This window comes from Buttiauxella sp. AC142 (assembly GCF_979253435.1).
Genome location: NZ_CEEDCH010000001.1, coordinates 1,874,148 through 1,899,194 on the forward strand (window position 1 = coordinate 1,874,148; position 25,047 = coordinate 1,899,194).

At 51.8% G+C, this 25,047-nt stretch carries 29 protein-coding genes; 25 read left to right on the forward strand and 4 right to left on the reverse strand.

What is annotated here, in order from left to right:
* Window positions 1-19: 19 nt before the first annotated feature.
* Window positions 20-2,617 carry an SIR2 family protein gene (locus AC0IWZ_RS08595; protein WP_471677604.1) on the reverse strand — a complete coding sequence of 866 codons (2,598 nt, stop codon included), beginning with the start codon at window positions 2,615-2,617 and terminating at the stop codon, window positions 20-22.
* A 659-nt stretch (window positions 2,618-3,276) separates the two neighbouring features.
* Between AC0IWZ_RS08595 and AC0IWZ_RS08600 the strand changes: the two genes are divergently transcribed.
* The 5 genes from AC0IWZ_RS08600 (at window position 3,277) to AC0IWZ_RS08620 (ending at window position 8,018) form a co-directional block, all read left to right on the forward strand.
* Window positions 3,277-3,678 carry a hypothetical protein gene (locus tag AC0IWZ_RS08600; protein WP_034496762.1) on the forward strand — a complete coding sequence of 134 codons (402 nt, stop codon included), beginning with the start codon at window positions 3,277-3,279 and terminating at the stop codon, window positions 3,676-3,678.
* Between the two features lie 517 nt (window positions 3,679-4,195).
* Window positions 4,196-5,329, forward strand: a complete 1,134-nt coding sequence (locus AC0IWZ_RS08605; protein WP_241973932.1) for an MFS transporter — start codon at window positions 4,196-4,198, stop codon at window positions 5,327-5,329.
* A 45-nt stretch (window positions 5,330-5,374) separates the two neighbouring features.
* Window positions 5,375-5,863, forward strand: a complete 489-nt coding sequence (locus tag AC0IWZ_RS08610; protein ID WP_016246481.1) for a cysteine hydrolase family protein — start codon at window positions 5,375-5,377, stop codon at window positions 5,861-5,863.
* Window positions 5,864-6,135: 272 nt separating this feature from the next.
* A complete protein-coding gene (locus AC0IWZ_RS08615; protein ID WP_016246480.1) occupies window positions 6,136-6,915 on the forward strand; it encodes an MBL fold metallo-hydrolase in 780 nt (259 codons plus the stop codon).
* A 128-nt stretch (window positions 6,916-7,043) separates the two neighbouring features.
* Complete coding sequence (locus AC0IWZ_RS08620; RefSeq protein WP_034496757.1) at window positions 7,044-8,018, forward strand: GlxA family transcriptional regulator; 975 nt, start codon at window positions 7,044-7,046, stop codon at window positions 8,016-8,018.
* A gap of 279 nt (window positions 8,019-8,297) precedes the next feature.
* Here AC0IWZ_RS08620 and AC0IWZ_RS08625 read toward each other — a convergent pair whose 3' ends face one another.
* Together AC0IWZ_RS08625 and AC0IWZ_RS08630 are read right to left on the reverse strand one after the other, a co-directional pair.
* Entirely contained in the window at window positions 8,298-9,332 is a 1,035-nt protein-coding gene (locus AC0IWZ_RS08625; protein ID WP_471677603.1) for a phage portal protein, read from the reverse strand.
* On the reverse strand, window positions 9,332-11,104 hold the full coding sequence (locus AC0IWZ_RS08630) for a terminase ATPase subunit family protein (RefSeq protein WP_471677602.1): 1,773 nt from the start codon (window positions 11,102-11,104) through the stop codon (window positions 9,332-9,334). The genes AC0IWZ_RS08625 and AC0IWZ_RS08630 overlap by 1 nt, the downstream gene beginning before the upstream one ends.
* 165 nt (window positions 11,105-11,269) lie before the next feature.
* Between AC0IWZ_RS08630 and AC0IWZ_RS08635 the strand changes: the two genes are divergently transcribed.
* From AC0IWZ_RS08635 to AC0IWZ_RS08685, 11 genes are all read left to right on the forward strand, one after another.
* Entirely contained in the window at window positions 11,270-12,124 is an 855-nt protein-coding gene (locus AC0IWZ_RS08635) for a GPO family capsid scaffolding protein (protein ID WP_471677601.1), read from the forward strand.
* 47 nt (window positions 12,125-12,171) lie between these two features.
* Window positions 12,172-13,245, forward strand: a complete 1,074-nt coding sequence (locus AC0IWZ_RS08640) for a phage major capsid protein, P2 family (RefSeq protein ID WP_471677600.1) — start codon at window positions 12,172-12,174, stop codon at window positions 13,243-13,245.
* Window positions 13,246-13,248: 3 nt separating this feature from the next.
* Complete coding sequence (locus AC0IWZ_RS08645; RefSeq protein ID WP_471677599.1) at window positions 13,249-14,001, forward strand: phage terminase small subunit; 753 nt, start codon at window positions 13,249-13,251, stop codon at window positions 13,999-14,001.
* A gap of 92 nt (window positions 14,002-14,093) precedes the next feature.
* Window positions 14,094-14,591, forward strand: a complete 498-nt coding sequence (locus AC0IWZ_RS08650) for a head completion/stabilization protein (protein ID WP_471677597.1) — start codon at window positions 14,094-14,096, stop codon at window positions 14,589-14,591.
* Window positions 14,591-14,794: a tail protein X gene (locus tag AC0IWZ_RS08655; RefSeq protein ID WP_471677596.1), complete on the forward strand. Its 204-nt coding sequence runs from the start codon at window positions 14,591-14,593 to the stop codon at window positions 14,792-14,794. Before AC0IWZ_RS08650 ends, AC0IWZ_RS08655 begins: the two co-directional genes overlap by 1 nt.
* Window positions 14,785-15,006 carry a primosomal protein gene (locus tag AC0IWZ_RS08660; RefSeq protein WP_471677595.1) on the forward strand — a complete coding sequence of 74 codons (222 nt, stop codon included), beginning with the start codon at window positions 14,785-14,787 and terminating at the stop codon, window positions 15,004-15,006. Before AC0IWZ_RS08655 ends, AC0IWZ_RS08660 begins: the two co-directional genes overlap by 10 nt.
* Window positions 14,990-15,499 carry a lysozyme gene (locus AC0IWZ_RS08665; RefSeq protein ID WP_471677594.1) on the forward strand — a complete coding sequence of 170 codons (510 nt, stop codon included), beginning with the start codon at window positions 14,990-14,992 and terminating at the stop codon, window positions 15,497-15,499. Before AC0IWZ_RS08660 ends, AC0IWZ_RS08665 begins: the two co-directional genes overlap by 17 nt.
* Window positions 15,496-15,921 carry an Rz-like lysis system protein LysB gene (gene lysB, locus AC0IWZ_RS08670; RefSeq protein ID WP_471677593.1) on the forward strand — a complete coding sequence of 142 codons (426 nt, stop codon included), beginning with the start codon at window positions 15,496-15,498 and terminating at the stop codon, window positions 15,919-15,921. Before AC0IWZ_RS08665 ends, lysB begins: the two co-directional genes overlap by 4 nt.
* Complete coding sequence (gene lysC, locus AC0IWZ_RS08675) at window positions 15,809-16,054, forward strand: Rz1-like lysis system protein LysC (protein ID WP_471677592.1); 246 nt, start codon at window positions 15,809-15,811, stop codon at window positions 16,052-16,054. The genes lysB and lysC overlap by 113 nt, the downstream gene beginning before the upstream one ends.
* On the forward strand, window positions 16,017-16,484 hold the full coding sequence (locus AC0IWZ_RS08680) for a phage tail protein (protein ID WP_471677591.1): 468 nt from the start codon (window positions 16,017-16,019) through the stop codon (window positions 16,482-16,484). Before lysC ends, AC0IWZ_RS08680 begins: the two co-directional genes overlap by 38 nt.
* Window positions 16,477-16,926 carry a phage virion morphogenesis protein gene (locus AC0IWZ_RS08685; protein ID WP_471677590.1) on the forward strand — a complete coding sequence of 150 codons (450 nt, stop codon included), beginning with the start codon at window positions 16,477-16,479 and terminating at the stop codon, window positions 16,924-16,926. The genes AC0IWZ_RS08680 and AC0IWZ_RS08685 overlap by 8 nt, the downstream gene beginning before the upstream one ends.
* Window positions 16,927-16,997: 71 nt before the next feature.
* On the opposite strand, the gene AC0IWZ_RS08690 is transcribed toward AC0IWZ_RS08685, so the two are convergent.
* The gene (locus AC0IWZ_RS08690) at window positions 16,998-17,840 is read right to left on the reverse strand and encodes a hypothetical protein (RefSeq protein WP_471677589.1); all 843 of its coding nucleotides are present in this window, start codon (window positions 17,838-17,840) and stop codon (window positions 16,998-17,000) included.
* A gap of 119 nt (window positions 17,841-17,959) precedes the next feature.
* Between AC0IWZ_RS08690 and AC0IWZ_RS08695 the strand changes: the two genes are divergently transcribed.
* The 9 genes from AC0IWZ_RS08695 (at window position 17,960) to AC0IWZ_RS08735 (ending at window position 25,027) form a co-directional block, all read left to right on the forward strand.
* On the forward strand, window positions 17,960-18,601 hold the full coding sequence (locus tag AC0IWZ_RS08695) for a phage baseplate assembly protein V (RefSeq protein WP_471677588.1): 642 nt from the start codon (window positions 17,960-17,962) through the stop codon (window positions 18,599-18,601).
* Entirely contained in the window at window positions 18,598-18,948 is a 351-nt protein-coding gene (locus AC0IWZ_RS08700; protein WP_471677587.1) for a GPW/gp25 family protein, read from the forward strand. The genes AC0IWZ_RS08695 and AC0IWZ_RS08700 overlap by 4 nt, the downstream gene beginning before the upstream one ends.
* A gap of 4 nt (window positions 18,949-18,952) precedes the next feature.
* Window positions 18,953-19,861 carry a baseplate assembly protein gene (locus AC0IWZ_RS08705; RefSeq protein WP_471677586.1) on the forward strand — a complete coding sequence of 303 codons (909 nt, stop codon included), beginning with the start codon at window positions 18,953-18,955 and terminating at the stop codon, window positions 19,859-19,861.
* Window positions 19,854-20,384: a phage tail protein I gene (locus AC0IWZ_RS08710; protein ID WP_471677584.1), complete on the forward strand. Its 531-nt coding sequence runs from the start codon at window positions 19,854-19,856 to the stop codon at window positions 20,382-20,384. The genes AC0IWZ_RS08705 and AC0IWZ_RS08710 overlap by 8 nt, the downstream gene beginning before the upstream one ends.
* An 11-nt stretch (window positions 20,385-20,395) precedes the next feature.
* Window positions 20,396-22,231 (forward strand): phage tail-collar fiber domain-containing protein, encoded by a 1,836-nt coding sequence (locus AC0IWZ_RS08715; protein WP_471677583.1) that lies wholly within the window; start codon window positions 20,396-20,398, stop codon window positions 22,229-22,231.
* Window positions 22,231-22,806, forward strand: a complete 576-nt coding sequence (locus AC0IWZ_RS08720; RefSeq protein ID WP_471677582.1) for a tail fiber assembly protein — start codon at window positions 22,231-22,233, stop codon at window positions 22,804-22,806. Before AC0IWZ_RS08715 ends, AC0IWZ_RS08720 begins: the two co-directional genes overlap by 1 nt.
* 132 nt (window positions 22,807-22,938) lie before the next feature.
* Entirely contained in the window at window positions 22,939-24,126 is a 1,188-nt protein-coding gene (locus AC0IWZ_RS08725; protein ID WP_471677581.1) for a phage tail sheath protein, read from the forward strand.
* A 12-nt stretch (window positions 24,127-24,138) separates the two neighbouring features.
* A complete protein-coding gene (locus tag AC0IWZ_RS08730; RefSeq protein WP_471677580.1) occupies window positions 24,139-24,660 on the forward strand; it encodes a phage major tail tube protein in 522 nt (173 codons plus the stop codon).
* Window positions 24,661-24,721: 61 nt separating this feature from the next.
* Window positions 24,722-25,027 (forward strand): phage tail assembly protein, encoded by a 306-nt coding sequence (locus tag AC0IWZ_RS08735; protein WP_471677579.1) that lies wholly within the window; start codon window positions 24,722-24,724, stop codon window positions 25,025-25,027.
* Window positions 25,028-25,047 lie beyond the last annotated feature (20 nt).

Genomic DNA, 25,047 nt, shown 5'->3' on the forward strand with positions numbered 1-25,047 from the left:
ACGCACGCACATATCAACTTTACACTGCTAATTTATCTACTACAGTATACTGATTCAGTACTGATGCCGGTAAAGCTGGCCAGTCTCTAAAGCGAAAAAGATTCATATAATCACGTTCAATGCACAACTTTAATTGTTTTTTCGCATTAAGCTCATCTCCGAGGATAAAGAAAGCGCACATTGCGACCTCACCTTTGGATTGGCGGTGTGATAGAATACTTTGCAATTCATTTTTTTTGTTTTCTAATCCCAACGCTTTTTTGGCCACTTCTCTATTTATAATGAGAACATCTTGGTCTCTGTAGTTATTAACTTTTTCAAGGTTATCATTAACAATTTTAATTGTTTCTTGATAGTTTTTTGCTTTGAGGTTTATATATGCCTTCGCCATCGTGTACCGTGTTATCGACCATTGGTGATGATATGCATTTTCAATATGTTTCAATGCTGATTTGTAATCGCCACGTATGATTTTAATGTCTGATCTTAGCTTCTCTACTAAAATTTCAGATGTGTCTTTTTCAACAGAATCCAAGAACTCGTCTACTATTTCAATATTTGATTCGTCAATTAGTAATATATCTACAATTGCCTCAACATAAGAATTGCGCCAAGGGCTGTCCATTGCTTCTTTTGCAAGTTTTATTCCTTCCGCAATATTTTTATTACAACCAATCTCATAGCGAGCTCTGAAAATCAAGAATGGTGCAGTTGATGATTCTTCTTTGTCAGGTGTATACATATCAATGAAACGACACATTAATTCATCATTTCTGTCATCAGTGTCTAAATCAAATAGGCAAAGGTGTAATTGAGTAAGGTGTTTAATGATATGTTTTTTGAATTTTCTAGAAGATTTCTCATATCGCTCATTTAATGTATTAATACATTCTATGATAGCATCCTTTGAAAGTCGGTCACACACTGCGGAAGAATACACATAAAAATAGTTGTCATGTGTAGGGTTGATACTTTTCATTGTGTCAAGAAGAGAGTTTGTTAATTCATCTCTGATTTTTTTATCAAAGCTATGCGCATGTTCTGATTTAATTGCATCATATTTAAGGCGCCAGGCTTGGTTATCCAAGCTAGCATCCTGTTTAAAACTTTGCTCTATCCATGAATATATATCCTTAAAGGTAACAATAGGATCTTGATGTTTATCTCTTAAATAATTTATGGCATATCTGGCTAATTCATTCTTAAGGGCTATGCTGTACTGGAATTTATCTGAGAGCCCTCTGAGATATATTATTTTTTCTTTGCTTTCTTTTAATAGATTGCACTTTGCGAAAGTGTAGTTAATATTATATTCGTCTAATGCAATTAATCGGTCACTTTGTTCTAAAGCGTTCTTAGTTTCACCTTTATCATCATAAACATCTATTAGACGATGTAGGTATTTTGCTTTCATATCGTCTTTCACATTACTACTCAGTAATGTAATAATTTCTTTTTCTGCAACATCATAAGAACCATTTCGCACTAAGTTATCTACAGCTAAAAGATTTTTAAAATCTTCCTCAGGTATTTTTGAATCGTTGTCATCATTGTTTGATAACTCATTGATGAGAGATGAGATATCTTGAGTGTATGTGAATTTTCTTAATTCTTTCAAATCTTCTGATATTCTCGGGTTTTTTTTCAATTCAAATTCATCTTTGATGAAATTACTTATCATCCTCTCTCGCTTGGTTGACTTATTAGAACCACCTAGGGATAATCCTTTGCCCATTTCATGCGATAATTCAGCCATGAGTTCATCAAAGCCATCTATTTCAACCCAGTAAACCTTTTCATGGTTTAACAGTTTAAAAAGCTCTGAGCTGATGACGTCACCTTTACGTTTGCACCAATATATTCCATTTTTAAGATAGTCATCTTGTTTTAATAAAAACTTCAATACATCCATTATTGAGTTGTCATTGCCAGCATAACCTACAAAAATCAAACCATATTCTTTCGTAAACTCAAGTAGTTTTTCTTTTGTGTTACTTTCTAATGATTCGGTTTCTCGCAATGAACTCTTAATGCTATCGAATAAATAGTCCCCATGTAGTTTAATTATTTTTGGTCTGGATGAGGTTACAGAAATTCCTTTAATAGAGGAGTCATGGGCACATAGAAGTGGTCTATCTGAGGAGAATTGATAAAATGCTTCATTAATCAGGTCATCAAAGTTGGTTGTGAATACCGTATCAAAACATTTAGATTCAAATAGTTCGACTAAATATGCGTATCCAATAGATGGTAATTTTTTATCGACTTGTAGCTCAACAAACCGTCTTCTTTGTGATGGTAGGTCAAATTTTTTCTCAAATAGTGACGAATATTCATTTCCTGGTTCATACCAGTCAGGATGATGGTTTTTAAGCCAGTCTTGAGCTTCTTTATCCGAATTGTACGGAGTATGCGCAAGTCTTGTGAATATTTCTCGACGCCATCCATTGACAAGCTCAACCGCAGTATGAATCCCTGAGGTAACAGAAGCACCTGCGCCTAAAAAAAGACAATAATTTGGTGAGTTGCCGGAGCGAGTTCTAATATAGTCAGCTAAATCTTTAATGGTACGCTTTTTAATTTCCAATTTTTTTTCTGCCGCGGACTGCTCTAACATTATGTAATCCTTAATTTTTTATTTTAGAGGTTGATTTTTATGCTTATCCAAAGTGTTTAGATGTTGTCATAGAAACAATAGATGCCCATTGCTGTGTGGACGTTAAAATTATCTATCAACGATTGTCTACTGTAAAAATTTAATCGCAGAAAATATGATCACGGAACGATAAAATCTTTTAGAGTTGCTGCATTTATTTGCATGCGCTTTCTTCATCTTTTTTTAAACTAATGAAGTGACGGGGGGTGGCATGAAACGAGAGATGCACCTGCATTAAAACCGACCCATGAAGCGGGCAGGCGTGGCGGGGATAGCATTGCGCGCTGGAGCATTTAATTATTTTATTTTCCACCACATGAACGCCTCGCTGAGGTGTTGAGCGATGCGCAGGTATGCACGTTGTGGTTGTGGCGTTACGCGGTGTGAGGGATGTCTGAGTAAGCGAGAAGAGGGCGTTGAAAATGCGCTACCTGAGTTGGTGATACCATGGATTATGCGGCGGGTGTCAGTTCAAATGTATTAGCTTAGATTTGAACTGACAATGGTACAGCATAGGGCTAAACATAATCTGATGGGCCGCTCTGTGCCAAAAGCGGATGTTGCAAAGCCACGCTAGTTAGGTTTACATATTGTATTCCCAATGGATATGGATTCTACACATGAAAATACGATTGTTACTGCTTATATTTATCATCAGTTCCCAGTCGTGGGCAAGTCAGCCCTCCCCAAAGGAGCAAGCTAAACAAATGGCTGAAGCAGCATGCCTGTACCAATATAATGTCATCTACTCTCGCTTTGCTTTGGGTTTTTCTGAGGAAAAAGCAATTCAAGCATCGTCTAAAATACTAACTAATTATCTGGAGAGTCATAAAACAAACGCAGGCGATTTTTTTCTCTCATCGATTCATAGAAGTACAATTGCACAATTACGGGAATTAGAAGTAAATAAAGAGGCAGTGCAGCAACTAAGATCTCCCCCGCCAAGTTTTAAGGATGATTTTTTATCGTCTTGCAATGAAATGAAAACCGAGCAGTTGGAAACTATGCATGTTTTTGGTTAAATTCAGCAGATATGCAGATATGGTTTTTGAGGACCATCACATTTGTTATTTATGTTCCTCGCTCATAGCGTACCGGGCAGCCGTTTGGACTGTCCGCTCAGTGCCAGGAGCGGACGACCAGATAAAAAAGCATATTAACGTTGAATGATTTCCTGGATGGCATTGGCTGATTAGGTCTTTACTCGACCGCATGACATATTGGCCCGATTTCATTGATTCCTGGCGTGCAGCCCACTCACTGACTACTCATCACTCTCCCTATAATGGCAACGTCAGCAGGCCATTAGCTCATCTTTCTCATGAAAAATCGCCTTGTTCAAACCTGATCGCCATCCTGGCCCAGCATCTTTCTGAGTGACGCAACCTTAACTCAGTCAGTAATAGTCACTGAGACTGAAATTGTAATGATGCTTAATTTCGTGTCTTTCGGAGCTTCAAAAAAATGAGGAATATGCATCGACAGGTCCTGATACTTGCAGGTTCTCAGGCCATCTTTCAATCCATAGCGGTACTGATAATGACTATCGGTGGGCTTGCAGGTGCGCTTCTTGCCCCCGGCCCCGCGCTGAGCACCGTACCGCTCGCAATGGCAAGTCTTGGCACTGTGTTAGTGATGTTTCCTGCATCGTTATGGATGAGCCGGATAGGCAGGAAAACCGGCTTTATAACCGGTGCTCTGAGCGGAATTATGTCGGCTATTATTTCCATGGCGGCAATGATCCAATATTCCTTCATTCTGCTGTGTATTGGTATGTTCTTTCTGGGGATTTATCAGGCGTTCGCTCAGTTTTATCGCTTTGCCGCCGGTGAAGTCGTTCTCCCGGCATTCCGGACTAAAGCTATTTCGCTGGTATTGGCTGGAGGTGTCGTTGCCGCTCTGCTTGGCCCGTTTCTGGCAAGCTTCGGAAGCGCATTTTTTAGCGTTTCCTATGCAGGGTCATTCCTCTTTATGGGAATAATGGCTTCGGTGGGTCTGTTGCTATTATCACGTTTACAGATACCGGTTCAGTCAATGGAAGCTTCTGAACACGTTATCGCGAGGTCATGGAAAAAAGTCGTTTTTCAGCCCGCTTATCTTGTTGCCCTTTTTTCCGGCGCGTCAGGATTTGGAATTATGGTACTGGGCCTGACCGCGACACCTATCGCGATGAAGCACTACGATTTTGACTTGCCTCAAATTGCTACCGTGATACAGCTCCACATACTGGGCCGGTTTGTACCGTCATTCTTCACCGGAAAACTGATCGACCGATTTGGCGTCATTAACATTATGCTGGCGGGCATTCTTCTCATGCTTGCTTACCTTGCTCTGGCGTTTTCAGGCGTCACCTGGGGAGTGTTTACGGGTGCATTAATATTGATGGGAATCGGTTGGAACTTTCTCTATGTCGGCGGAACCAGCTTATTGGCAACAACTTACACTACAGAGGAAAAGGGGGTTGCGCAGGCGACCAATGACATGAGCGTCTTTATCTTCAGCCTGATTTGTTCGCTGGGTGCCGGCCCACTGCTAAATGCTTATGGCTGGAAAACCATGCACCTCCTTTTAGTACCCTGGGTCCTGTTTCTTATGGTGCCGCTACTGTGGCTCGCTGTGCGTAAAAAACGTCAGGATAACGCTGAGAATGAGGTCACTTTACCACTGCAGTAAATTGACTCTGTGAACCTTCCAACCAATAAACCCCAAGGACTCAACATGAAAAATGCTCTGATTGTTATTGATATTCAGAATGATTATTTCCCGGGCGGAGCCTTTCCGCTTGAGGAGCCTGAGCTAGCCTGTAAAGCTGCAATGACTGCGATTGAAAAAGCGCGCAAAGAAGGTTGGCTTATCGTCGGCATCCAGCATATTGCAACGCCCGAAGCTCCTTTCTTCAAACCTGACAGTAAAGGCGCGAACATTCATCCGGATGTTGTTGCTGCACTGGGAAATGCACCCGTGATTATCAAGAAAGAGGCAGACAGCTTCTTCGAAACCAGCCTTGAGCAGTTGCTACGTGAGAATGGCATCACTGATATCTATCTTACCGGCATGATGACGCAGCACTGTGTCACACATACTGCGCTTTCCCCGCAAGCTCAGGGCATGAAGATGCATATCATTGCGCAAGCATGCGCTGCACCCACCAAAGCTCTGAGCGATCTTGCCCTGTTCGGACTGAGTGCACGCTGCAATGTGAGTTAACCAACTGATTTTGTTAAGTACAGGCCTATCCAGGGGATGTGTTTTTTCAGATAACACATCCCTTTTTTATTTCATTTGAACCGTCATTGGGTTGTAACGGAATACCACTAAACCCTGCGCATTACGATTGACCTGATTTCATCGGTTAATGACCAGAGAGCATGTCACGACCTCTCCCTTCCTCATTTTATAGTAAGCCCACTCGCATCCCCCCGGCAGCACAACAGCCAATACGGTGGGTGAATAAATCTGATTAATGACTGGAGCAATAAATGAAATTAACGCAAATCCGCAACGCCACGCTGGTACTGGAATATGCCGGTAAAAAATTCCTTATCGATCCTATGCTGGCCGAAAAAGAAGCCTGGGACGGCTTTGCTGGAAGTGCACGCCCACATCTGCGTAATCCAATGGTGGCCTTGCCTGTGGCCGTTAAGGATTTACTGACGGTTGATGCCGTTATCCTGACTCACACCCATACCGATCACTGGGATGAGGCTGCCCAGCAGGCTATTCCCAAAGACATGCTTATCTACACGCAGGATGAAAAAGATGCGGCACTTCTCCGCTCTCAGGGCTTTCTCAACATTCGCGTTCTGAAAGAGGAAAATCATTTCGTAGACGGCATGACTATTTACAAAACCGACGGCCAGCATGGCAGCAACGAATTGTACGCTGATGCCCAGTGGGGTGAGCTACTCGGTGATGCATGTGGGCTGGTCTTCACTCACCATGATGAAAAAACGTTGTATATCGCGGGTGATACTGTCTGGGTTAAGCCTTACGCAAAAAACCTGCAACGTTTCAAACCGGAGATTGTGGTGCTGAACACCGGTTATGCGGTAAATGACCTTTACGGTCCGATTATCATGGGCAAAGAGGACACACTGCGCACACTGAAAATGTTGCCCAATGCCACCGTCGTGGCGTCTCATATGGAATCGATTAATCATTGCCTTCTTACCCGTGCGGAACTTCGCGAGTTCACGCTTGAACATGGTATTGAAGATAAGGTTCTGATTCCCGCAGACGGCGAGACAATGGCTTTCTGACAGGCCATCCCACCTGACCTGATGAGGAATGCCATTACTACTGGTCACCTGTTATTGTTTGGTCAGTTAAAATAAGCGTTTTAGCCGCCGGTAAGCCGGTGGCTATCATTTACGGTAAGGTTAACGTTATGTCTGCACTGACGGTCGCCGTGATTGCCACGGCCGGATTTAGCCCATTTCACTTTTCAGTCCCTTGTATTATTTTCGGGCAGTCTATGCCGCAACCGGATTTATTCTGCGTCGAAATCTGCGCTGAAAACCCTGGCGTTGTTATGTCTGATATGGGCCTGTCCATCAACGTGGAGCATGGACTTGAGCTGCTGGACACCGCAGACATTATTATCGTGCCTTACTGGAATCATCCGGAAGAAAAACCATCTCAGGCCCTGCTGGATGGGTTAATAAAAGCATGGCAGCGTGGTGCAGAAGTGGTGGGACTTTGTCTCGGTGCTTACGTACTTGCCTATTCCGGCTTACTGGATGGGCACCGTGCTGCCACACACTGGGAATACGAACAGGACTTTATTGAACGATTTCCTGCTGTCCATCTGGACAGCAACTCGCTGTATACCAGTGATGAACGTCTGATTACCTCAGCGGGCACCGCCGCCGGTATTGATTGCTGCCTGAATATTATCCGTGACCATTACGGTTCTGCTATAGCTAACCGGGTGGCAAGAAGAATGGTTGTTCCACCTTACCGGGAAGGTGGCCAGGCCCAGTTTATTGAACGCCCGGTCCCGGTATCGACCCGGGATAGCAAAATGAATGAACTGATAGAGTATCTGCGCCGTAACCTGGACAAGCCTCATGATCTCGACTCACTTGCCGGGTTTGTCAGCATGAGTCGACGAACGTTAACGCGTCATTTTTTCAGGGCAACCGGAACGACGCTTGGCGATTGGCTGAACGCGGAACGCCTTCAGAGAAGTCAGGAGTTACTGGAAACGACAAACATTAGTATTGAACGTGTATCCGAAATGGTGGGTTTTCAGTCGCCAGTCTCATTTCGTCAGAGCTTCAAAGCGAGATTCAGCGTCAGTCCAAGCGAATGGCGTAGAGCTTTTCGAGGGCCTGCGCCTGTTGATGTCGACGTGAAGTGAGAGCCAACCCCTACCAGTTTAAATCCTCTTAGCTAGAAGGTTTGTATCACGTCCGTTCCTCGCTCTTAGCCGACTGTAATTCTAATCTCGCATTGCCGTATCACACAGTCAGAAAAGGATTCGGCTTCTACAGATTATTATTGTCTCATTGCATCGTCGTGGGATTTTTTAAATATACTGCTGCGTTTGGTTGTAGCTATCAGCAGATTGCTTTGTGGAGCGTCTGAGGAAGTAAGGTGAGGGTGTTAAAAGCCGCTTCGTGAGCGGCTTCAATCAGATTTATTCGGCGGTAGTCAGCTCGTAAGGTTTAAAGCGGATCACCTCTGCGCCAATCCACTCATTCACCTCTTTAATTCGCTCCTGCAAAGGCGTCAGCTCGTTACGCACAAACACCTGTGCAGCTTTGACCACGTCACCAAACCCGCCGGTATTATTGGGAATAACACCCATCATTTGAGGTGGTACGCGGTGCGCACTCATTAAATCCTCGGCGCTGGCTTTCTTGATGTTAAAGAAATCATCCTTCGTCGCCACTTCACTGAGCGGTACGATTTTAATGCCGTCCGGTTTCCCGTTCGGTGCGTAGAAAAACAGGTTCTTAAAATTCCCTAATCCCTTCGAGCTGCGCATTGCCTCGCGCAGTGCTTCCACGTCGGTGCTGCTCTGGGCGGCATCGGTCACATACATGATGTAACCGGCGTGCGCACCGTTCTGGTAATACTTGCGACGGAACAGCGTCGCCGACTCATTCAGCCAGGCGGAGTTAAGCGCGCTGAGGTATTCCGGCAGGCCGTAAAGCTCCTGGTTAATATCCGGTTCCAGCAGATGAAACACGGAACCGGGTGCGAACTCATGCGGGGTGACAAACGACTGCACGAACCAGTACGCATCCTCGCCGGTGCCTTTACGGGTGTATTTGGCCGGTGAGGTTTCGAGCCTTAACAGCTTGCCGGTGACGCTCATCCGCTTTTCCAGAAAAGCATTACCGAACACCAGAAAATCCAGCGCAAAGCGGCTGAAATCCTGTTGCGAAAGTAACGGATGCGGGATAAATGTTGAGGCGAGAATATTGCGTTTCACGTAAATCGGCGAGCTGTGGTGAACGGCGGCGCGCAGCGTTTTCGCGAGCCCGGTAAAACTCACCGGCGGCTCAAACCATTTGCCGTTACCGACGCACTCGGTGTAGTCGAGAATATCGCGGCGGTCGAGCACCGGCGACGGCTCACCAAAGGTGAAGGCTTCCATTTTTTGCGGTGCCGCAGCCGGTGTCGTGAGTGTGTTTTTTGCTGCATGATGTTTGCGTTTCTTCGCCATCAGTTGAACTCCAGAATTGAGGTGGATGCCTGACCGCTTCCTGCGGTTAATGGCTCATTTAACAGCGCGTGCATGGTCGCCCACGCGACATCGGCATGGCTGGCTTCTTCACTGCGGCTGGCTTCATAGGTGGCACTGCGCCCGCTGCCGGTCATGGTTTTGCGGATAGCCATAAACGAGGCGGTGATATCGGTGTAACTCACGTCGTACTCCAGGCACCCACGGCCAATGGTGTCTTTGGCTTTGAGCACCATCGCGGTTTTCACCTCCGGGCTGTAACGGATTTCCCGCGCGGCCGGGTAGAAGGCTCTGACGAGCTGGTACACACCCTGACCGATGCCGGTCGCATCGATGCCGATGTACTCGACGTGGTATTTTTCGGTCAGTTTTTTGATGGATTCGGCCTGTGTGGCGAAGTCCATTCCCTTCCACTGGTGGCGCTCCAGAATGCGGAATTTACCTCCCGCCACCACTGGTGGTGCCAGCACCACACACCCGGCACTGTCGCCGGTGTGTGAAGGATCGTAACCAATCCACACCGGACGATAACCAAACGGGCGCGTCGCGAACGGCTGCCAGTCATCCGCCCAGGCTTCCATACTGTCGACCATGCAGCGTTGCAACTCCTCAAACGGGAATACCGAGGCTTTGTCGTCGACAAACTCGCACATGAATAAATTGCGGAAATCATCGGCGCTGTTTTCGCGTTTCAGCGTGTCCAGATTAAACAGGTCACAACCCCCGGCGAGCGCATCCTCAATGGTGACAATCTGCCGCCACTGACCGTCTGCACAGGCCATGCCATTTTTTAATGCTGCGTGGCTGATATCCAGATCCACACACTCGCTTTTATCCGACCGACCTTTGTTAAACAGTTCCCCTGACCAGAATGGATAAGCCCCATGCGCCAGCGTGGACGGGGTGGAAAAATAGGTCGAGCGCAGGTGCTGCTGTGACGCCATGCCGGATGCCACTTTGCGCAGCTTCTGAAAGTTGGGGATCCAGAAAATCTCATCGACCAGCAGGTCGCCGTTATGGCTCTGCGCGGTGCTGGAATTGGTGCCGAGAAAAATCAGTTTTGCCCCGTTGTTGCCGATGACAATCGGGTCGCCGGTCAGGTCAACATCGACCAGGCGCGCAAACTGGATGATGTACTCGCGGAATACATACGCCTGCGTCTTGGATGCGGAGAGGAAAATCTGGTTATGGCCGGTTTTCAGCGCACGTAACAGCGACTCGCGCGAGAAATAAAACGTCGCGCCAATCTGACGGGATTTGAGAATATTGCGGATGCGGTGCTGGAGTCCCGCCTGATGCCAGCCGAGCTGATATTCGAAGGATTCAGCAAAGAAAATCTCTTCCAGTTTCTCGATTGCCTCGTCGCTGAAATAGTTCTTTTTCGGCTTCTTACGCTCACCCTTATTGCGGTTCGCCACATTCGGATTTAAATCCGCTTCACTGCCGGTCTGGTTGTAACGGTTCACCCGCGCCAGCCGCTCAATCTGTCGGCCTAACAGGTCGATTTCTTTAAAGTCGCCACCGTCTTTTTTGGTCTTGGTGATGAGCTGAATTAACCGTGCTTCAAGGCTGTTTTCCACGCGGGTAATGGGCGCAATGCCGTCCCAGCCGTCGCGCTGTTTCCAGCTTTGCACCGTCGGGCGTTTCTGTCCGAGCATTTCAGCAATCTGCGGCACGGAAAACCCCTGCCAGTAAAGCAGTGACGCCTGTCGACGTGGGTCAAGAGTCAGGGAGGTGTCTGTGATGATGGTCATGATTGCCTCGCGTTATTCGATAGAGGCAAGGCTACTTAAGCGGCGGGTGATGTGCGCTAAGGTGCTGTTGTGTCAGGGGTAAGCCATCCGGGATGAATGGCAGGCCGGGTGCGGAGTCAGGAAACTAAGCCTGACCCAATCACCCCACACTCAGGACTCCTGACCATGGCAAAAAAAGTTTCTAAATGGTTCCGCATCGGCGTCGAAGGTGACACCTGTGACGGTCGCGTCATCAGCGGCACCGACATTCAGGAAATGGCCGATTCATTCGACCCACGTGTTTACGGCGCACGCATCAACCTCGAACACATCACCAGTGTGTTACCCGACAGTCCTTTCTGCCGATACGGCGATGTCACCGAGCTGAAAGCTGAAACCATTGATGATGATTCAGCGCTGAACGGCAAGCTCGCGCTGTTCGCCCGCATCACTCCGCTGGCGAACCTGGTCGAAATGGTCGGTAAAGGCCAGAAGGTCTATACCTCCATGGAAATTCGCCCGAATTTCTCCAACTCCGGCAAGTGCTATCTGATTGGCCTGGCTGTCACCGACGACCCGGCAAGCCTCGGTACGGAATATCTGGAATTCTGCTCCCGCGCCAAAACCAATCCGCTGTCTGGCCGCAAAGAGCGCCCGGAAGATTTGTTCTCTGTCGCCACCCTGGCCGAGCTGGAATTTGAAGACCAGCCCGACACCCTGCTGACCAAACTCACCGACACCGTGAAAGGCATTTTCAGCCGCAAACAGGCCGATGATGACGCGCGTTTTAACGACGTGCATGAGGCGGTGACCGTTGTCACTGAGCAGGTGCAGGCCAACCACGACGCCACTGAGCAGCGCATTTCCGCCATGGAGCAGTCATTCAGCACCCTCAAGGGTGAACTCACTACTCAGCTTGAAGAAAGCCAGCAAAAACTGTCGGCGCTGGAAACGTCGCTGGATAAAACCGAGAGCTTTGCGCAGCGCCGCCGTGAACCGTCGAGCGGCGGCAATGGCGACTCAATGCTGACCAACTGTTAAGCCCGGACACACTGCCGAACAAAACCAACACTCATTCAGGAATAACGATGAAGCCACAGACCCGATTTAAATTTAATGCCTATCTCACCCAGGTGGCGAAGCTCAACAACGTCGACGCCGGTGACATGACCAAAAAATTCAGCGTCGACCCGTCCGTCACCCAGACCCTGATGAACACCATGCAGGAGTCATCCGACTTTCTGACCCGCATTAATATGGTGCCGGTCGCGGAAATGAAGGGTGAAAAAATCGGTGTCGGTGTTTCCGGCTCGATTGCCAGCACCGCCGATACCGCCAGCGGTGATGAACGCAAAACCGAAGATTTCACCGCGCTGGAGTCCAACAAATACGAATGTGACCAGATTAACTTCGACTTCCATATTCGTTTCCGCACCCTCGATTTATGGGCGCGTTTCCAGGACTTCCAGCTCCGTATCCGCAACGCCATTATCAAACGTCAGTCACTCGATTTAATGATGGCGGGTTTCAACGGTATCAAGCGTGCGGCAACCTCTGACCGCAGCAAAAATCCGCTGTTGCAGGATGTGGCGGTCGGCTGGTTGCAGAAGTACCGCAACGAAGCGAAAGCGCGCGTGATGGATAAGGTCACCGCCGACGATGGCAGCATTATTTCTGATGTGATCCGCGTGGGGAAAAACGGCGATTTTGCCAACCTCGACGCGCTGGTGATGGATGCAACCAATAACCTGATTGCGCCGTGGTATCAGGAAGATCCGGATTTAGTCGTCATCTGTGGCCGTCAGTTGCTGGCGGATAAATATTTCCCGATTGTGAACCAGGAGCAGGCCAACACCGAAGCGATGGCGGCAGATGTGATTGTCAGCCAGAAGCGCATCGGCAACCTGCCTGCGGTGCGAGTGCCGTATTTCCCGGCCAACGGTCTGATGGTGACCACACTGGAAAACCTGTCCATTTACTACATGGACGACAGCCACCGCCGCATCATCGATGAGAACGGCAAGCTCGACCGCGTCGAAAACTACGAATCAATGAACATTGATTACGTGATTGAAGACTACGCCGCCGGTTGCCTGGTGGAAAACATCAAACTCGGTGAGTTCCCTGAGCCGCCGAAAGACGAACCGGCTCAGGAGGCATAAGCCATGACGAGTCCCGCCGCACGTCACATGATGCGGGTCTCGGCCATTGTGACCGCGCAGCGGGACGATAACCCGCTGCGTCATGCAAGTGCTTACGAGCAGATGCTGGTCAAACTGGCTGCCGACCAACGCACGCTAAAAACTATTCATTCCATCGAGCGCAAGGCCGACAAAAAGCGTGCGCTGTTGCCGTCCTATGCGCCGTGGGTTGCCGGGGTGCTGAGTGAGGGCAAAGGCGCGCAGGATGACATCGTGATGACCGTCATGCTGTGGAAGCTTGATGCCGGTGACATTGCCGGTGCGCTGGAGATTGCCCGCTATGCCATGCAGTACGGTCTCACCATGCCCGCCCTGCATAAGCGCACCACGCCGTATGTGCTGGCCGAGGATGTGGCACTGGCGGCCATGCGTGCACACGCTGCCGGTGAGCCGGTGGATATCGGTCTCCTGCTGGCTACCCAGACCCTGACCAGCGCCGCCGATATGCCCGACAAAGTGCGCGGACGCCTGCACAAAATCACCGGGCTGGTACTGCGTGATGCGGGACTGCTGGCGGATGCGCTGGAGCACCTTAAGCGTGCGATGCAGCTCGATGCCCAGGCGGGTGTGAAAAAGGACATTGAGCGCCTCGAAAGTGCGCTGAAACCCAAACCTGCACCGGTTAAAAAGCCAAAGACAAAACACGGAGCGCGTAAACCTGCGACCACACCAGGCAAACGCGGTCGCCCCCGCAAAGTGGATAAAACCACCGGTTAAGAATGCGCCCCGCGCCGGACGGCACGCCGGTTGAGACTGGATTAATTCCTCATCGATACCGGCGTCCACCGTCCACCTATTTTGAGGTTGTCATGACGACAGTGATTATCAGCAAGCCCGATGTTTCGCCGGGTGTGGTTATTCCCCCGCAGCCGGTGCGCGAGCCGGTTATCAGCAACACCTTCTTTTTCCCGTCAGTCGACCCGGTGCGCGTCCGGGAGCTGATGCGCCTTGAGCACACCGTCACCCCGGAACGCCTGCGCGTGGCGATTAAGGACGGCATCGCCGAGACCAACGCCGAGTTATTCGAGTACCGCAGCGCGCAGATGGTACTCGGCTTTGAGTGCCTGGCCGATGTACCTGCCGAAATACTCGACGGCGAAAGCGTGCGTTGTTTTTACTACCTGCGTGCGGTGGTGGCGATGACCACCGCGACCCTTTACGAGCGTTATCGCGGCGTGGATGCAAGCGCCAAAGGCGACAAGAAAGCTGACGACGTGGAAAGCACCATTGATGAGCTGTGGCGCGATATGCGCTGGGCGGTGTCCCGCTTGCAGGGGAAATCACGCTGCATCATCGGGCAAATCTGATGAGGGTGATTGCCCTCCAGGGCGACACGCTGGATGCACTCTGCGCGCGCCATTACGGGCGCACCGGTGGTGTGGTCGAGGCGGTGCTGCTGGCGAATCCCGGTCTCGCCGGGCTGGGCGAGGAAATGCCCCACGGCACCGCCGTTGAGCTGCCGGATATCGATTCTTCCCCTGTTGCGGAGACGCTGAACTTATGGGACTGACAATGGAAAAAATCACGACGTTTGTCACCTACTGGCTGTCGGTGGCACTGGCGTATTTCGGGACGCAGACGCCGGAAAAAATGGCGCTGTATGTCGGCGGCGGCTGCGCGATTTTCACCGCGCTGGTGAATTTCTGGTATCGCCGTCAGACCTTCCGCTATCTGCGCACGATGGGGCTGGATGAGGGGGTAATACGTGGCATCAATCGTTAAACGTTGCAGCCTAGCCGTGGTGCTGGCGCTCGCCGTCCTGGTGCCGGATTTCCGCTTACTGAAAACCTCACCCGACGGGCTGGCGCTGATTGCTGACCTCGAAGGGTGCCGCCTGAAACCGTACCAGTGCAGCGCCGGTGTCTGGACGTCGGGCATCGGTCATACCGTCGGTGTCACGCCGAAAGGCGATATCACCGAGCAGCAGGCCGCGCAGAACCTGGTCAGCGATGTGCTGAATGTTGAGCGCCGTCTTGCGGTCTGCGCACCGGTTGCCATGCCGCAGCCGGTGTATGACGCGGTGGTGAGTTTTGCCTTTAACGTCGGCACCGGGGCGGCCTGTCGCTCGACGCTGGTCTCGTTTATCAAGCGCCAGCAGTGGGCGCAGGCGTGCAACCAGCTCCCGCGCTGGGTGTTTGTCAACGGGCAGAAAAATACCGGGCTGGAAAACCGCCGCGCACGCGAGCTGGCTTACTGTCTCAAGGGGGCGCAATGAAAACGTTGATTATTCTGCTGGTGCTGACCGTCGCCGGTCTGGTGTGGATGAAACGCGAAAACAGCACGCTGGCCCGCTCGTTTGAAAAGGCGAACCGTGTCGCCGGTGAGCAGAAAACCCAGATAACCATGCTGCGTAATCAGCTCGACGTCGCCGCAGGACTCCGGCAGCGGAACGAGCAGGCGCAGGTCGATTTACGCAATAAACTCGCCACTGCGAACACACTGGCGGCGAACCGTGTAAACACCGTGACGAGGTTACTCAATGAAAATAAAGCGCTGCGTGAGTGGTATGAGTCTGATTTGCCTGATGACGTTATCCGGCTGTACACCCGTCCCGCCTTCACCACCACCGCCGATTATTTACAGTGGCTGTCCGAAAGTGGCGCTGTGCCAGATACCGGCAAGCCGTCCGCGCACTAACGGTGATTTAAGCGCGGATATTCGCCAGCTTGAGGCGGCACTGGTGAGCTGTGCCGCTCAGACTGAAACCATCAGACACTGCCAGGACGAACTCGATGCTCAAGCCCGCCAGTTTACGCAAAGCCCTCTGTGACGCAGCGCCGGTGCTGCGTAATAACCCGGATATGCTGCGCATTTTTATCGACAGTGGGAAAATTGCCGCAACACTTGCGACCTCGCTGTCGTTTGAAAATCAGTACACGCTCAACATCGTGGTCACCGATTATCACGGCGATCTCGATTACCTCATCGTGCCGGTCAATGCCTGGCTGCGGGAAAACCAGCCCGACATCATGACCACCGATGAGGGGAAGAAAAGAGGCTTCACCTATATCGCCGATATTAACGATGACGAAAGTGTCGACGTAAGTATCAGCCTGTTGCTGACCGAGCGCACGCTGGTCAGGCAGGAAGGTGAAGCGCTCCACGTGAAGCATGTCCCAGAGCCGCCATTACCGGAGAATGTCACCCGCCCGATGGAACTCTACGTACACGGCGAGCTGGTGAGCCAGTGGCATGAATGAATTTAAACCCTTTGAGGACAAGCTCGCCGGGCTGATTGCCAGCCTTTCCCCGGCTGCGCGTCGCAGAATGACGGCTGAGATTGCTAAGCAGTTGAGAGCCTCGCAGCAACAGCGCATTAAACGCCAGCAGGCACCGGACGGCACGCCGTATGCCGCTCGAAAGCGTCAGCCGGTGAAGGGTAAAAAGGGTCGGGTGAAGCGTGAGATGTTCACGAAGCTGCGCACCAACCGGTACATGAAAGCGAAAGGCACTAATGATGCTGCGGCTGTGGAGTTTGTCGGGAGGGTACAGCGTATGGCTCGGGTGCATCAGGAGGGGCTTAAAGACAAGCCAAACCGGTATAGCGAGACCGTGCAGTATGAGGCGCGCCAGTTATTGGGATTCAGCCAAGAGGAAAAAAAAGTGATTGAGGAGATAGTCGCCAGCAACTTTGCACTATAAACAACGTATAAAATAAACACTGCGGCTCAACTTCGAGCCGCAGATGTAGTACTTTAAAAAAACACGCAACATTAACTCTGTTTTTTGCCCTCATGTTTAGATGTATTATTCGCTCTGAAGTCAAAGAATATATTTTTGTATAATTGCTTTTTTCTCCATTTTAATTCTGATGCTTTGAAAGCGTAAAAACTATTGTTTATATCTCTATAAATTGCATATGACAAAACTATCAAAAATCCAATCGTGAAGAAAAATAACACAGTAAAGTTAATTGCTGTTTTGTTTTTGTTGGTTTTTTTAATTGCTGTTGTTAATTCTTTTTTTATAGATTCATCCTTTGAAGTAATGTAATTGCATGCGGTTTTTAATGGGTCTTTATTTTTACTGCTGAGTTGTAAGCAGTCTTCTTTAGAAAGAGTCTTATCATCTTTCGGGATGTAGATAGAGTCATGAGAAATATAAATTTTTTCATTGTTAGTAGTGATGGATACATGATTATACTTCAGCTCTCGGGTGTCGTTGTAAGCGAAGCACGTGGCTGTAAAACAATAGGCAAATGCAATGCCAATCATAACCAACTCAACATTACCATGTTTTGACTTACCAATTGGTGGGCAAAATAACATTAGCCATGCTTTTTGGGGGCGCAATTTTTTGCGTTTTATTGCCAGTGCAGCCAGCTCCGCATCTTCAATGTTTGTCACGTTTATTCCGTGATAAAGTTTGAGTAATTGCAAATCAAGTAATTTTTCATCTATTTCTTTTATTGAGTTATTTGAAATGTCGAATTTAAGCGGCTTTGCGATCATTCGAAAAAGTAAGCCAAACCCTCCAGTGAAAATCAAGTGCACAATTATTAATAGCCAAAGGACTTTGTACAACCCATCAATACCACTTCCAAAATAATCAAACACATTGAATTCCTTTTGTATGCAATTTTGTAGTGACGATACTCCATACTCAATATGTTGTGTAGTGTCTTATCCATTGGTTAGAAATTGTCGGAGCACTTGTATCGCGGCATCCTTTCCCCATGAATACTCTCTCATCACTCCAGGATTTTGCGCGCCTCCTGCGCAACCTTATCCGCACCGGTATTGTGACCGACGTCGACACCGTGCGGGCATTATGCCGTGTGGAAACCGGAGGTATCACAACCGACTGGCTGCACTGGCTGACATCCCGCGCCGGTCGCTCCCGTACATGGTGGGCACCCTCTGTCGGTGAGCAGGTTTTAGTGCTGGCAATTGGCGGCGAGCTGGACACCGCTTTCGTTTTACCTGGCATCTTTTCCGATGACAACCCCGCGCCGTCAGCGTCTGCCGATGCGCTGCACATTTCCTTTCCTGATGGTGCCGTTATCGAATATGAACCGGAAACCGGCGCACTGACCGTGTCGGGCATTAAAACCGCCTCGGTGACGGCATCCGAATCCGTGGTCGTCACCGTGCCGCTTGTGACCGTCAAAGCCAGCCAGAAAATCACCCTCGATACCCCGGAAGTGGTCTGCACCAGTAAGCTCACCACCGGCACGCTGGAAGTGCAGAAAGGCGGCAGCATAAGCGGCAACATCGCGCACAGCGGCGGCACCTTCAAATCCAACGGCGTGCAGGTTGATGACCATAAACACGGCGGTGTCGAGCGCGGCGGAAGCCGGACGGAGGGAACCCAATGACCGTGCTTTATCTCGGCATGAATCGTGCCACCGGTCTGAGTGTGTCCGATTCCGTACATATCAGTCAGAGCGTGCGCGACATTCTTATCACCCCCATTGGCTCACGCGTGATGCGCCGCGATTACGGCTCGCTGCTGTCGGCACTCATTGACCAGCCCGATAACCCTGCTCTGCGCCTGCAAATTATGTCCGCCTGCTACATGGCAATCCTGAAATGGGAGCCACGCATCCGGCTGACGACCATCACCTTTGAGAGCACCACCGCAGGCACGTTATTTGTCGACATCACCGGCGTGCGCACCGGCACCGGTGGCGCGTCATTTTCCTTAACCATTCCCCTGAGCTGAGATTATGGCAACCATTGACCTGAGCCAGTTACCCGCCCCGGATGTGGTCGAGGTGCTGGACTATGAAACCCTGCTTTCCGAGCGCAAAGCGACACTGATTTCCCTCTATCCCGAAGAGGAGCAGGAAGCGGTCGCGCGCACGCTTGCGCTGGAATCCGAGCCGATTGTGAAACTACTGGAGGAGAACGCCTATCGTGAGCTGTTGCTTCGCCAGCGGGTTAACGAGTCGGCACTGGCCGTGATGCTGGCGCACGCCAGGGCAAACGACCTCGATGTGCTCGGCGCAAATAATAACGTCACCCGTCTGGTCATTACCCCTGCCGATGACACTGCTATCCCGCCGGTGGCTGCGGTCATGGAATCTGACAGTGATTTCCGTCTGCGTATTCAGCAGTCCTTTGAGGGGCTGAGTGTGGCGGGGCCGGTCGGGGCTTATCAGTTCCACGGCTGCAGTGCTGACGGGCGGGTCGCGGATGTGTCGGTTATCAGTCCGTCACCGGCCTGCGTCACCATTTCGGTGCTGTCGCGTGAAGGCAACGGCACCGCCAGCGCTGAGCTGGTGAATATCGTCTGCCTGGCGCTCAACGATGAGAACGTGCGCCCGGTGGCCGACCGGGTGACGGTGCAGTCGGCGCATATTGTCGACTATGAAATTGATGCGACCCTGTACCTTTACCCTGGCCCGGAAATGGAGCCGGTCAGGCAGGCCGCCGAAGCAAAGTTAAAAGCCTACATCACCGCGCAGCACCGCCTCGGGCGGGATATCCGCAAATCCGCTATTTATGCCGCCCTGCATGTGGAAGGCGTGCAGCGCGTCGAGCTGGCAAAACCGCTGGCCGATATCGTGCTTGATGACACTCAGGCCTCGTACTGCACCGATTATCGCCTCGTTATCGGTGGCTCCGATGAATAGCGTCCGCCTGCTGCCGGTCGGCTCGTCCGCGCTTGAGCTGGCGGCAGCAAAAGCCTGCGCGGAACTCACCCGTGTACCGGTGCCACTGCGCCAGCTCTGGAACCCTGAGACCTGTCCCGCGCCGCTACTGCCCTATCTGGCCTGGGCATTTTCCGTCGACCGCTGGGATGAAACGTGGCCGGATGAAATCAAGCGCAGCGTGATTAAAGCCGCCAAATACCTGCACAAACATAAAGGGACGATTGGTGCCATTCGTCGCGTGGTCGAGCCGCTCGGCTACCTGATTAACGTCACCGAATGGTGGCAGACCGGTGAAGCACCCGGCACCTTTCGCCTCGATATCGGCGTACTGGAAAGCGGCATCACAGAGGAGATGTATTACGAAATGGAGCGGCTGATTGCGGATGCAAAAGCGGCGAGTCGTCACCTGACCGGCCTGAACATTATTCAGGATATCCCCGGCAATCTGTACACCGGCGGCGTCAGCTATGACGGCGACATTATCACCGTTTACCCCGGATAAAAGAGGCCATCATGACCGTGAAATATAAAACACTCATTACCACCGCCGGGGCGGCAAAACTGGCCGCCGCCACTGCCAGCGGCACCAAAATCACCCTCACGCATATGGCAGTGGGTGACGGTGGCGGCACACTGCCGGTGCCGGATGTCGGGCAGACAAAACTCATTGCGGAGAAATGGCGTGCCGCACTCAATAAAATCAGTGTTGATGCGAAGAATAAAAATTATGTGGTGGCCGAGCTGGTCATTCCGCCGGAGGTGGGCGGATTCTGGCTGCGCGAAATGGGGCTGTATGACACCGACGGCACGCTGGTTGCCGTGGCGAATATGGCGGAGAGCTACAAGCCGGAGCTGGCCGAAGGCTCGGGGCGCGCGCAGACGTTGCGCATGGTGATTATTGTCAGTGCGCTGGAGTCCGTCGAGCTGGTTATCGACACCACTACCGTGATGGCAACCCAGGACTATGTCGACGATAAGCTCGCGGAGCATGAACGTTCGCGCAGACACCCGGATGCTTCGCTCACCGCAAAAGGTTTCACGCAGTTAAGCAATGCGACCGACAGCAGCAGCGAGGTTCAGGCCGCCACACCGAAAGCGGTCAAAGCTGCATATGACCTTGCCAGCGGTAAATACACGGCACAGGATGCGACCACCGGGCGCAAAGGCATTGTGCAGTTAAACAGCGCGACCGACAGCACCAGTGAGGTACAGGCCGCCACGCCGAAAGCGGTGAAAGCCGCGTATGACCTGGCGAACGGAAAATACACCGCACAGGATGCGACTACCGGGCGCAAGGGGATTGTGCAGTTAAGCAGTGCGACGGACAGCGTCAGTGAGGTGCTGGCTGCCACCCCGAAAGCCGTCAAAGCGGCGAATGATAATGCCAGCGGTCGCGTACCGGCGGCGCGCAAGGTGAACGGGCATGCACTGACCGGGGATATCAGCGTCACGTCACAGGATATTTTTGATGGTCAGAGTCAGCAGATTGGGGCAAATCAGGATCTGAATGGTTATAAAACCCCGGGTCTCTATCATCAGCCGATGAATGCCAACACCAGTGCGGCACTGCACTACCCGGAAAACCTGGCCGGGACGCTGGTTGTGTTAAAAAATGCCGGGGTCACGCAGGTCTATCATGTTTACGACTCGTCACGCCGTTATTCCCGCAGCCAGTATTCGACAGGTAACTGGACGCCGTGGACGCCGGATGATGTCTTTCCGGTGGGCGCACCGATTGCCTGGCCGTCGGACACGGTGCCGATGGGATTTGCCATCATGCAGGGGCAGACCTTTGATAAAGCCGTTTACCCGTTGCTGGCTGCGGTTTACCCGTCGGGTGTCATTCCTGATATGCGCGGCTGGACAGTCAAAGGCAAACCCGCCAGCGGGCGTGCGGTGCTGTCTCAGGAGCAGGACGGCATTAAGTCACACACCCACAGTGCCAGTGCCTCCAGCACCGATCTGGGAACCAAAAACACCGCGGCGTTTGACCATGGAACGAAAACGGCCAGCACCTTTGATTACGGGACAAAATCCACCAGTAACACCGGCGCACATACGCATAACTTTGCCTACAACAACACCTCGGCGTACGCCGAAACCCCCGGCACCGGGGGCGGCATGCACGCGACCAACGTCAGCAAAAATGCCAATAACCGGGTGCTCAGTGCCGGGGCGCACGCCCACACGGTGGGGATTGGTGCACATAACCATACTGTCGGCATTGGTGCGCACAGCCACAGCGTGACGCTGGGTGCACACGGACATACCATCACGGTGAATGCCGCCGGTAACGCTGAGAACACCGTCAAAAACATTGCGTTTAACTACATCGTGAGGCTTGCCTGATGACCTTTAAAGTAACCGGCGAAAGCCGCACCATCACCGTTTATAACCTGCGTGCCGATACCGGCGAATTTATCGGCCCGGGGGAGGCACTTATCCCGGCCTTTACCGGGCTGCCCGCCAACTGCACCACCGTCAGACCACCGGACACCACTGCCGGATTTATTCTCATTTTTGATGCGGACAAAAAGCAGTGGCTGGCCGTTGAAGACCATCGGGGGGAAACCGTTTTTGATACCGCAACCGGTCATCCGACGGACATCACGCAACCGGGGGCATACCCGCCAGGCACCACGCCATTGCCGCCTGCTAACGCCTGGCAGAAATGGGACGGCAGTCAGTGGGTGGCGGATGCACAGGCCGAACACGCCGCTCAGGTCAGCGACGCGCAGGGCATGAAAAACGGCCAGATGAAACAGGCCGGGGATGTGATTGCCACCCTGCAGGATGCGGTGGATTTTGAAATGGCGACCGAAGAGGAAACCGCCTCGCTGATGGCCTGGAAAAAATACCGGGTGTTACTGAGCCGGGTCGATCCGGAAATGGCACCGGATATCGTCTGGCCGGAGATGCCGTAATCATGCAGGCGGGCAAATTGCCCGCCTTTTCTTTGTCCGTGGTTGTGTCATTCCCCATCCATCCCGCATCAATAGCCCGCTTTCCCCGTACCCCCGAAAATACACTCACCCATAACCCACGGAGTTAACCGGATGAGTGATTACCACCACGGCGTGCAGGTTGTTGAAATCAACGATGGTACGCGTGTTATTTCCACGGTCTCCACCGCAATTATCGGCATGGTGTGCACCGCCAGCGATGCCGATGCGGCGACCTTTCCCCTGAATGAACCCGTTTTAATTACCAACGTGCAGGCCGCCATCGGCAAGGCCGGAAAAAGTGGCACCCTGGCCGCCTCCTTGCAGGCCATTGCCGACCAGTGCAAACCCGTCACCGTTGTGGTGCGCGTGGCCGAAGGTGTCGACGATGATGAGGAAGTGGCGCACGCGCAGACCCTGTCCAACATCATCGGTGGCACCGACGCGACCGGTAAATACACAGGTATTAAAGCGCTGCTGACCGCCGAAGCGGTGACCGGTGTGAAACCGCGCATTCTCGGCGTGCCGGGGCTGGATTCGCAGGAGGTGGCGGTCGCACTCGCCTCGGTGTGTGTCAGCCTGCGTGCCTTTGGTTATGTCAGCGCCTGGGGCTGTAAAACGATTTCCGATGCCATCAAGTACCGCGACAATTTCAGCCAGCGCGAGCTGATGGTGATCTGGCCGGACTTTATCGCCTGGGACACAGAGAAAAACGCCAGCGCGACAGCGTACGCCACGGCGCGCGCACTCGGCATGCGTGCCTTTATCGACCAGACCGTCGGCTGGCACAAAACCCTTTCAAACGTGGGCGTGCAGGGTGTCACCGGCATCAGCGCATCCGTGTTCTGGGATTTGCAGGCACCCGGCACCGATGCTGACCTGCTGAATGAAGCCGGTGTCACGACCCTTATCCGCAAGGACGGTTTCCGCTTCTGGGGTAACCGCACCTGTTCTGACGACCCGCTATTCCTGTTTGAGAACTACACCCGCACCGCGCAGGTCATTGCCGACACCATGGCCGAGGGGCATATGTGGGCGGTGGATAAACCGATCACCCCGGTGCTTATTCGCGACATCGTTGACGGCATCAAGGCCAAATTCCGCGAGCTGAAAACCGCCGGTTATATCGTCGATGCGGATTGCTGGTTTGATGAAACGGCCAACGATAAAGAGTCGCTCAAAGCCGGGAAGCTCTATCTCGATTACGACTACACGCCGGTGCCGCCACTGGAAAACCTCACCCTGCGTCAGCGCATCACCGATAAATACCTGGTGAACCTGATTGCGTCGGTTAACGGATAAGGAGCCTGAAATATGGCAATGCCCCGCAAGCTCAAGTCATTAAACCTGTTTAACGACGGCCTCAGTTACATGGGGGTGGCGTCCTCTGTCACGCTCCCCAAACTCACCCGCAAGCTGGAAGCCTGGCGCGGTGCCGGGATGAACGGTGCCGCCCATGTGGATTTTGGTCTCGATGATGACGCGCTGACATTTGAATGGACGCTCGGCGGCTTCCCGGATGAAGAACTCTGGGCGCAGTACGCGCTGCCGGGTGCGTCCAGTGTGCCGCTGCGTTTTGCAGGTTCTTACCAGCGCGATGACACCGAAGAAGAAACCGCCGTCGAGGTGGTGGTGCGTGGCCGTCACAAAGAATTTGACGGCGGCGACAGCAAGCAGGGTGAAGACACCGAGACCAAAATCACCACGGTGTGCACCTACTACAAGCTGACGATGAACGGCAAAGAGCTGATTGAAATCGACACCATCAACATGATTGAGAAGGTCAACGGCATCGACCGTCTTGAGCAGCGCCGCCGCAATATCGGCCTGTCTTAATGGACTTGCCGGTCAGGTTTGCTGGCCGGTTAACCCTGAATAAAACCACGGAATAAATATCATGAGCAAAGTCAAAACCGACAAGAAAACCGCAGAAAATCCGAACCTCATCACCCTGGAAACCCCGGTTAAGCGTGGGGACGAAGTGATTAAAACCCTGACGTTCACGAAGCCAAATGCAGGCACCCTGCGCGGGGTGAGCCTCGCCGATGTCGCCAGCTCGGATGTGAACGCGCTGATTAAAGTGCTGCCGCGCATGACGTATCCGGCGCTGACCGAGGCCGAAATGATCCGTCTGGAATTGCCGGATATGATGACGATTGCTGCAAAGGTGATTGGTTTTTTGGCTCCGGCTTCGGCGGATTAAGTTTCCCGCCGGGTTTATCG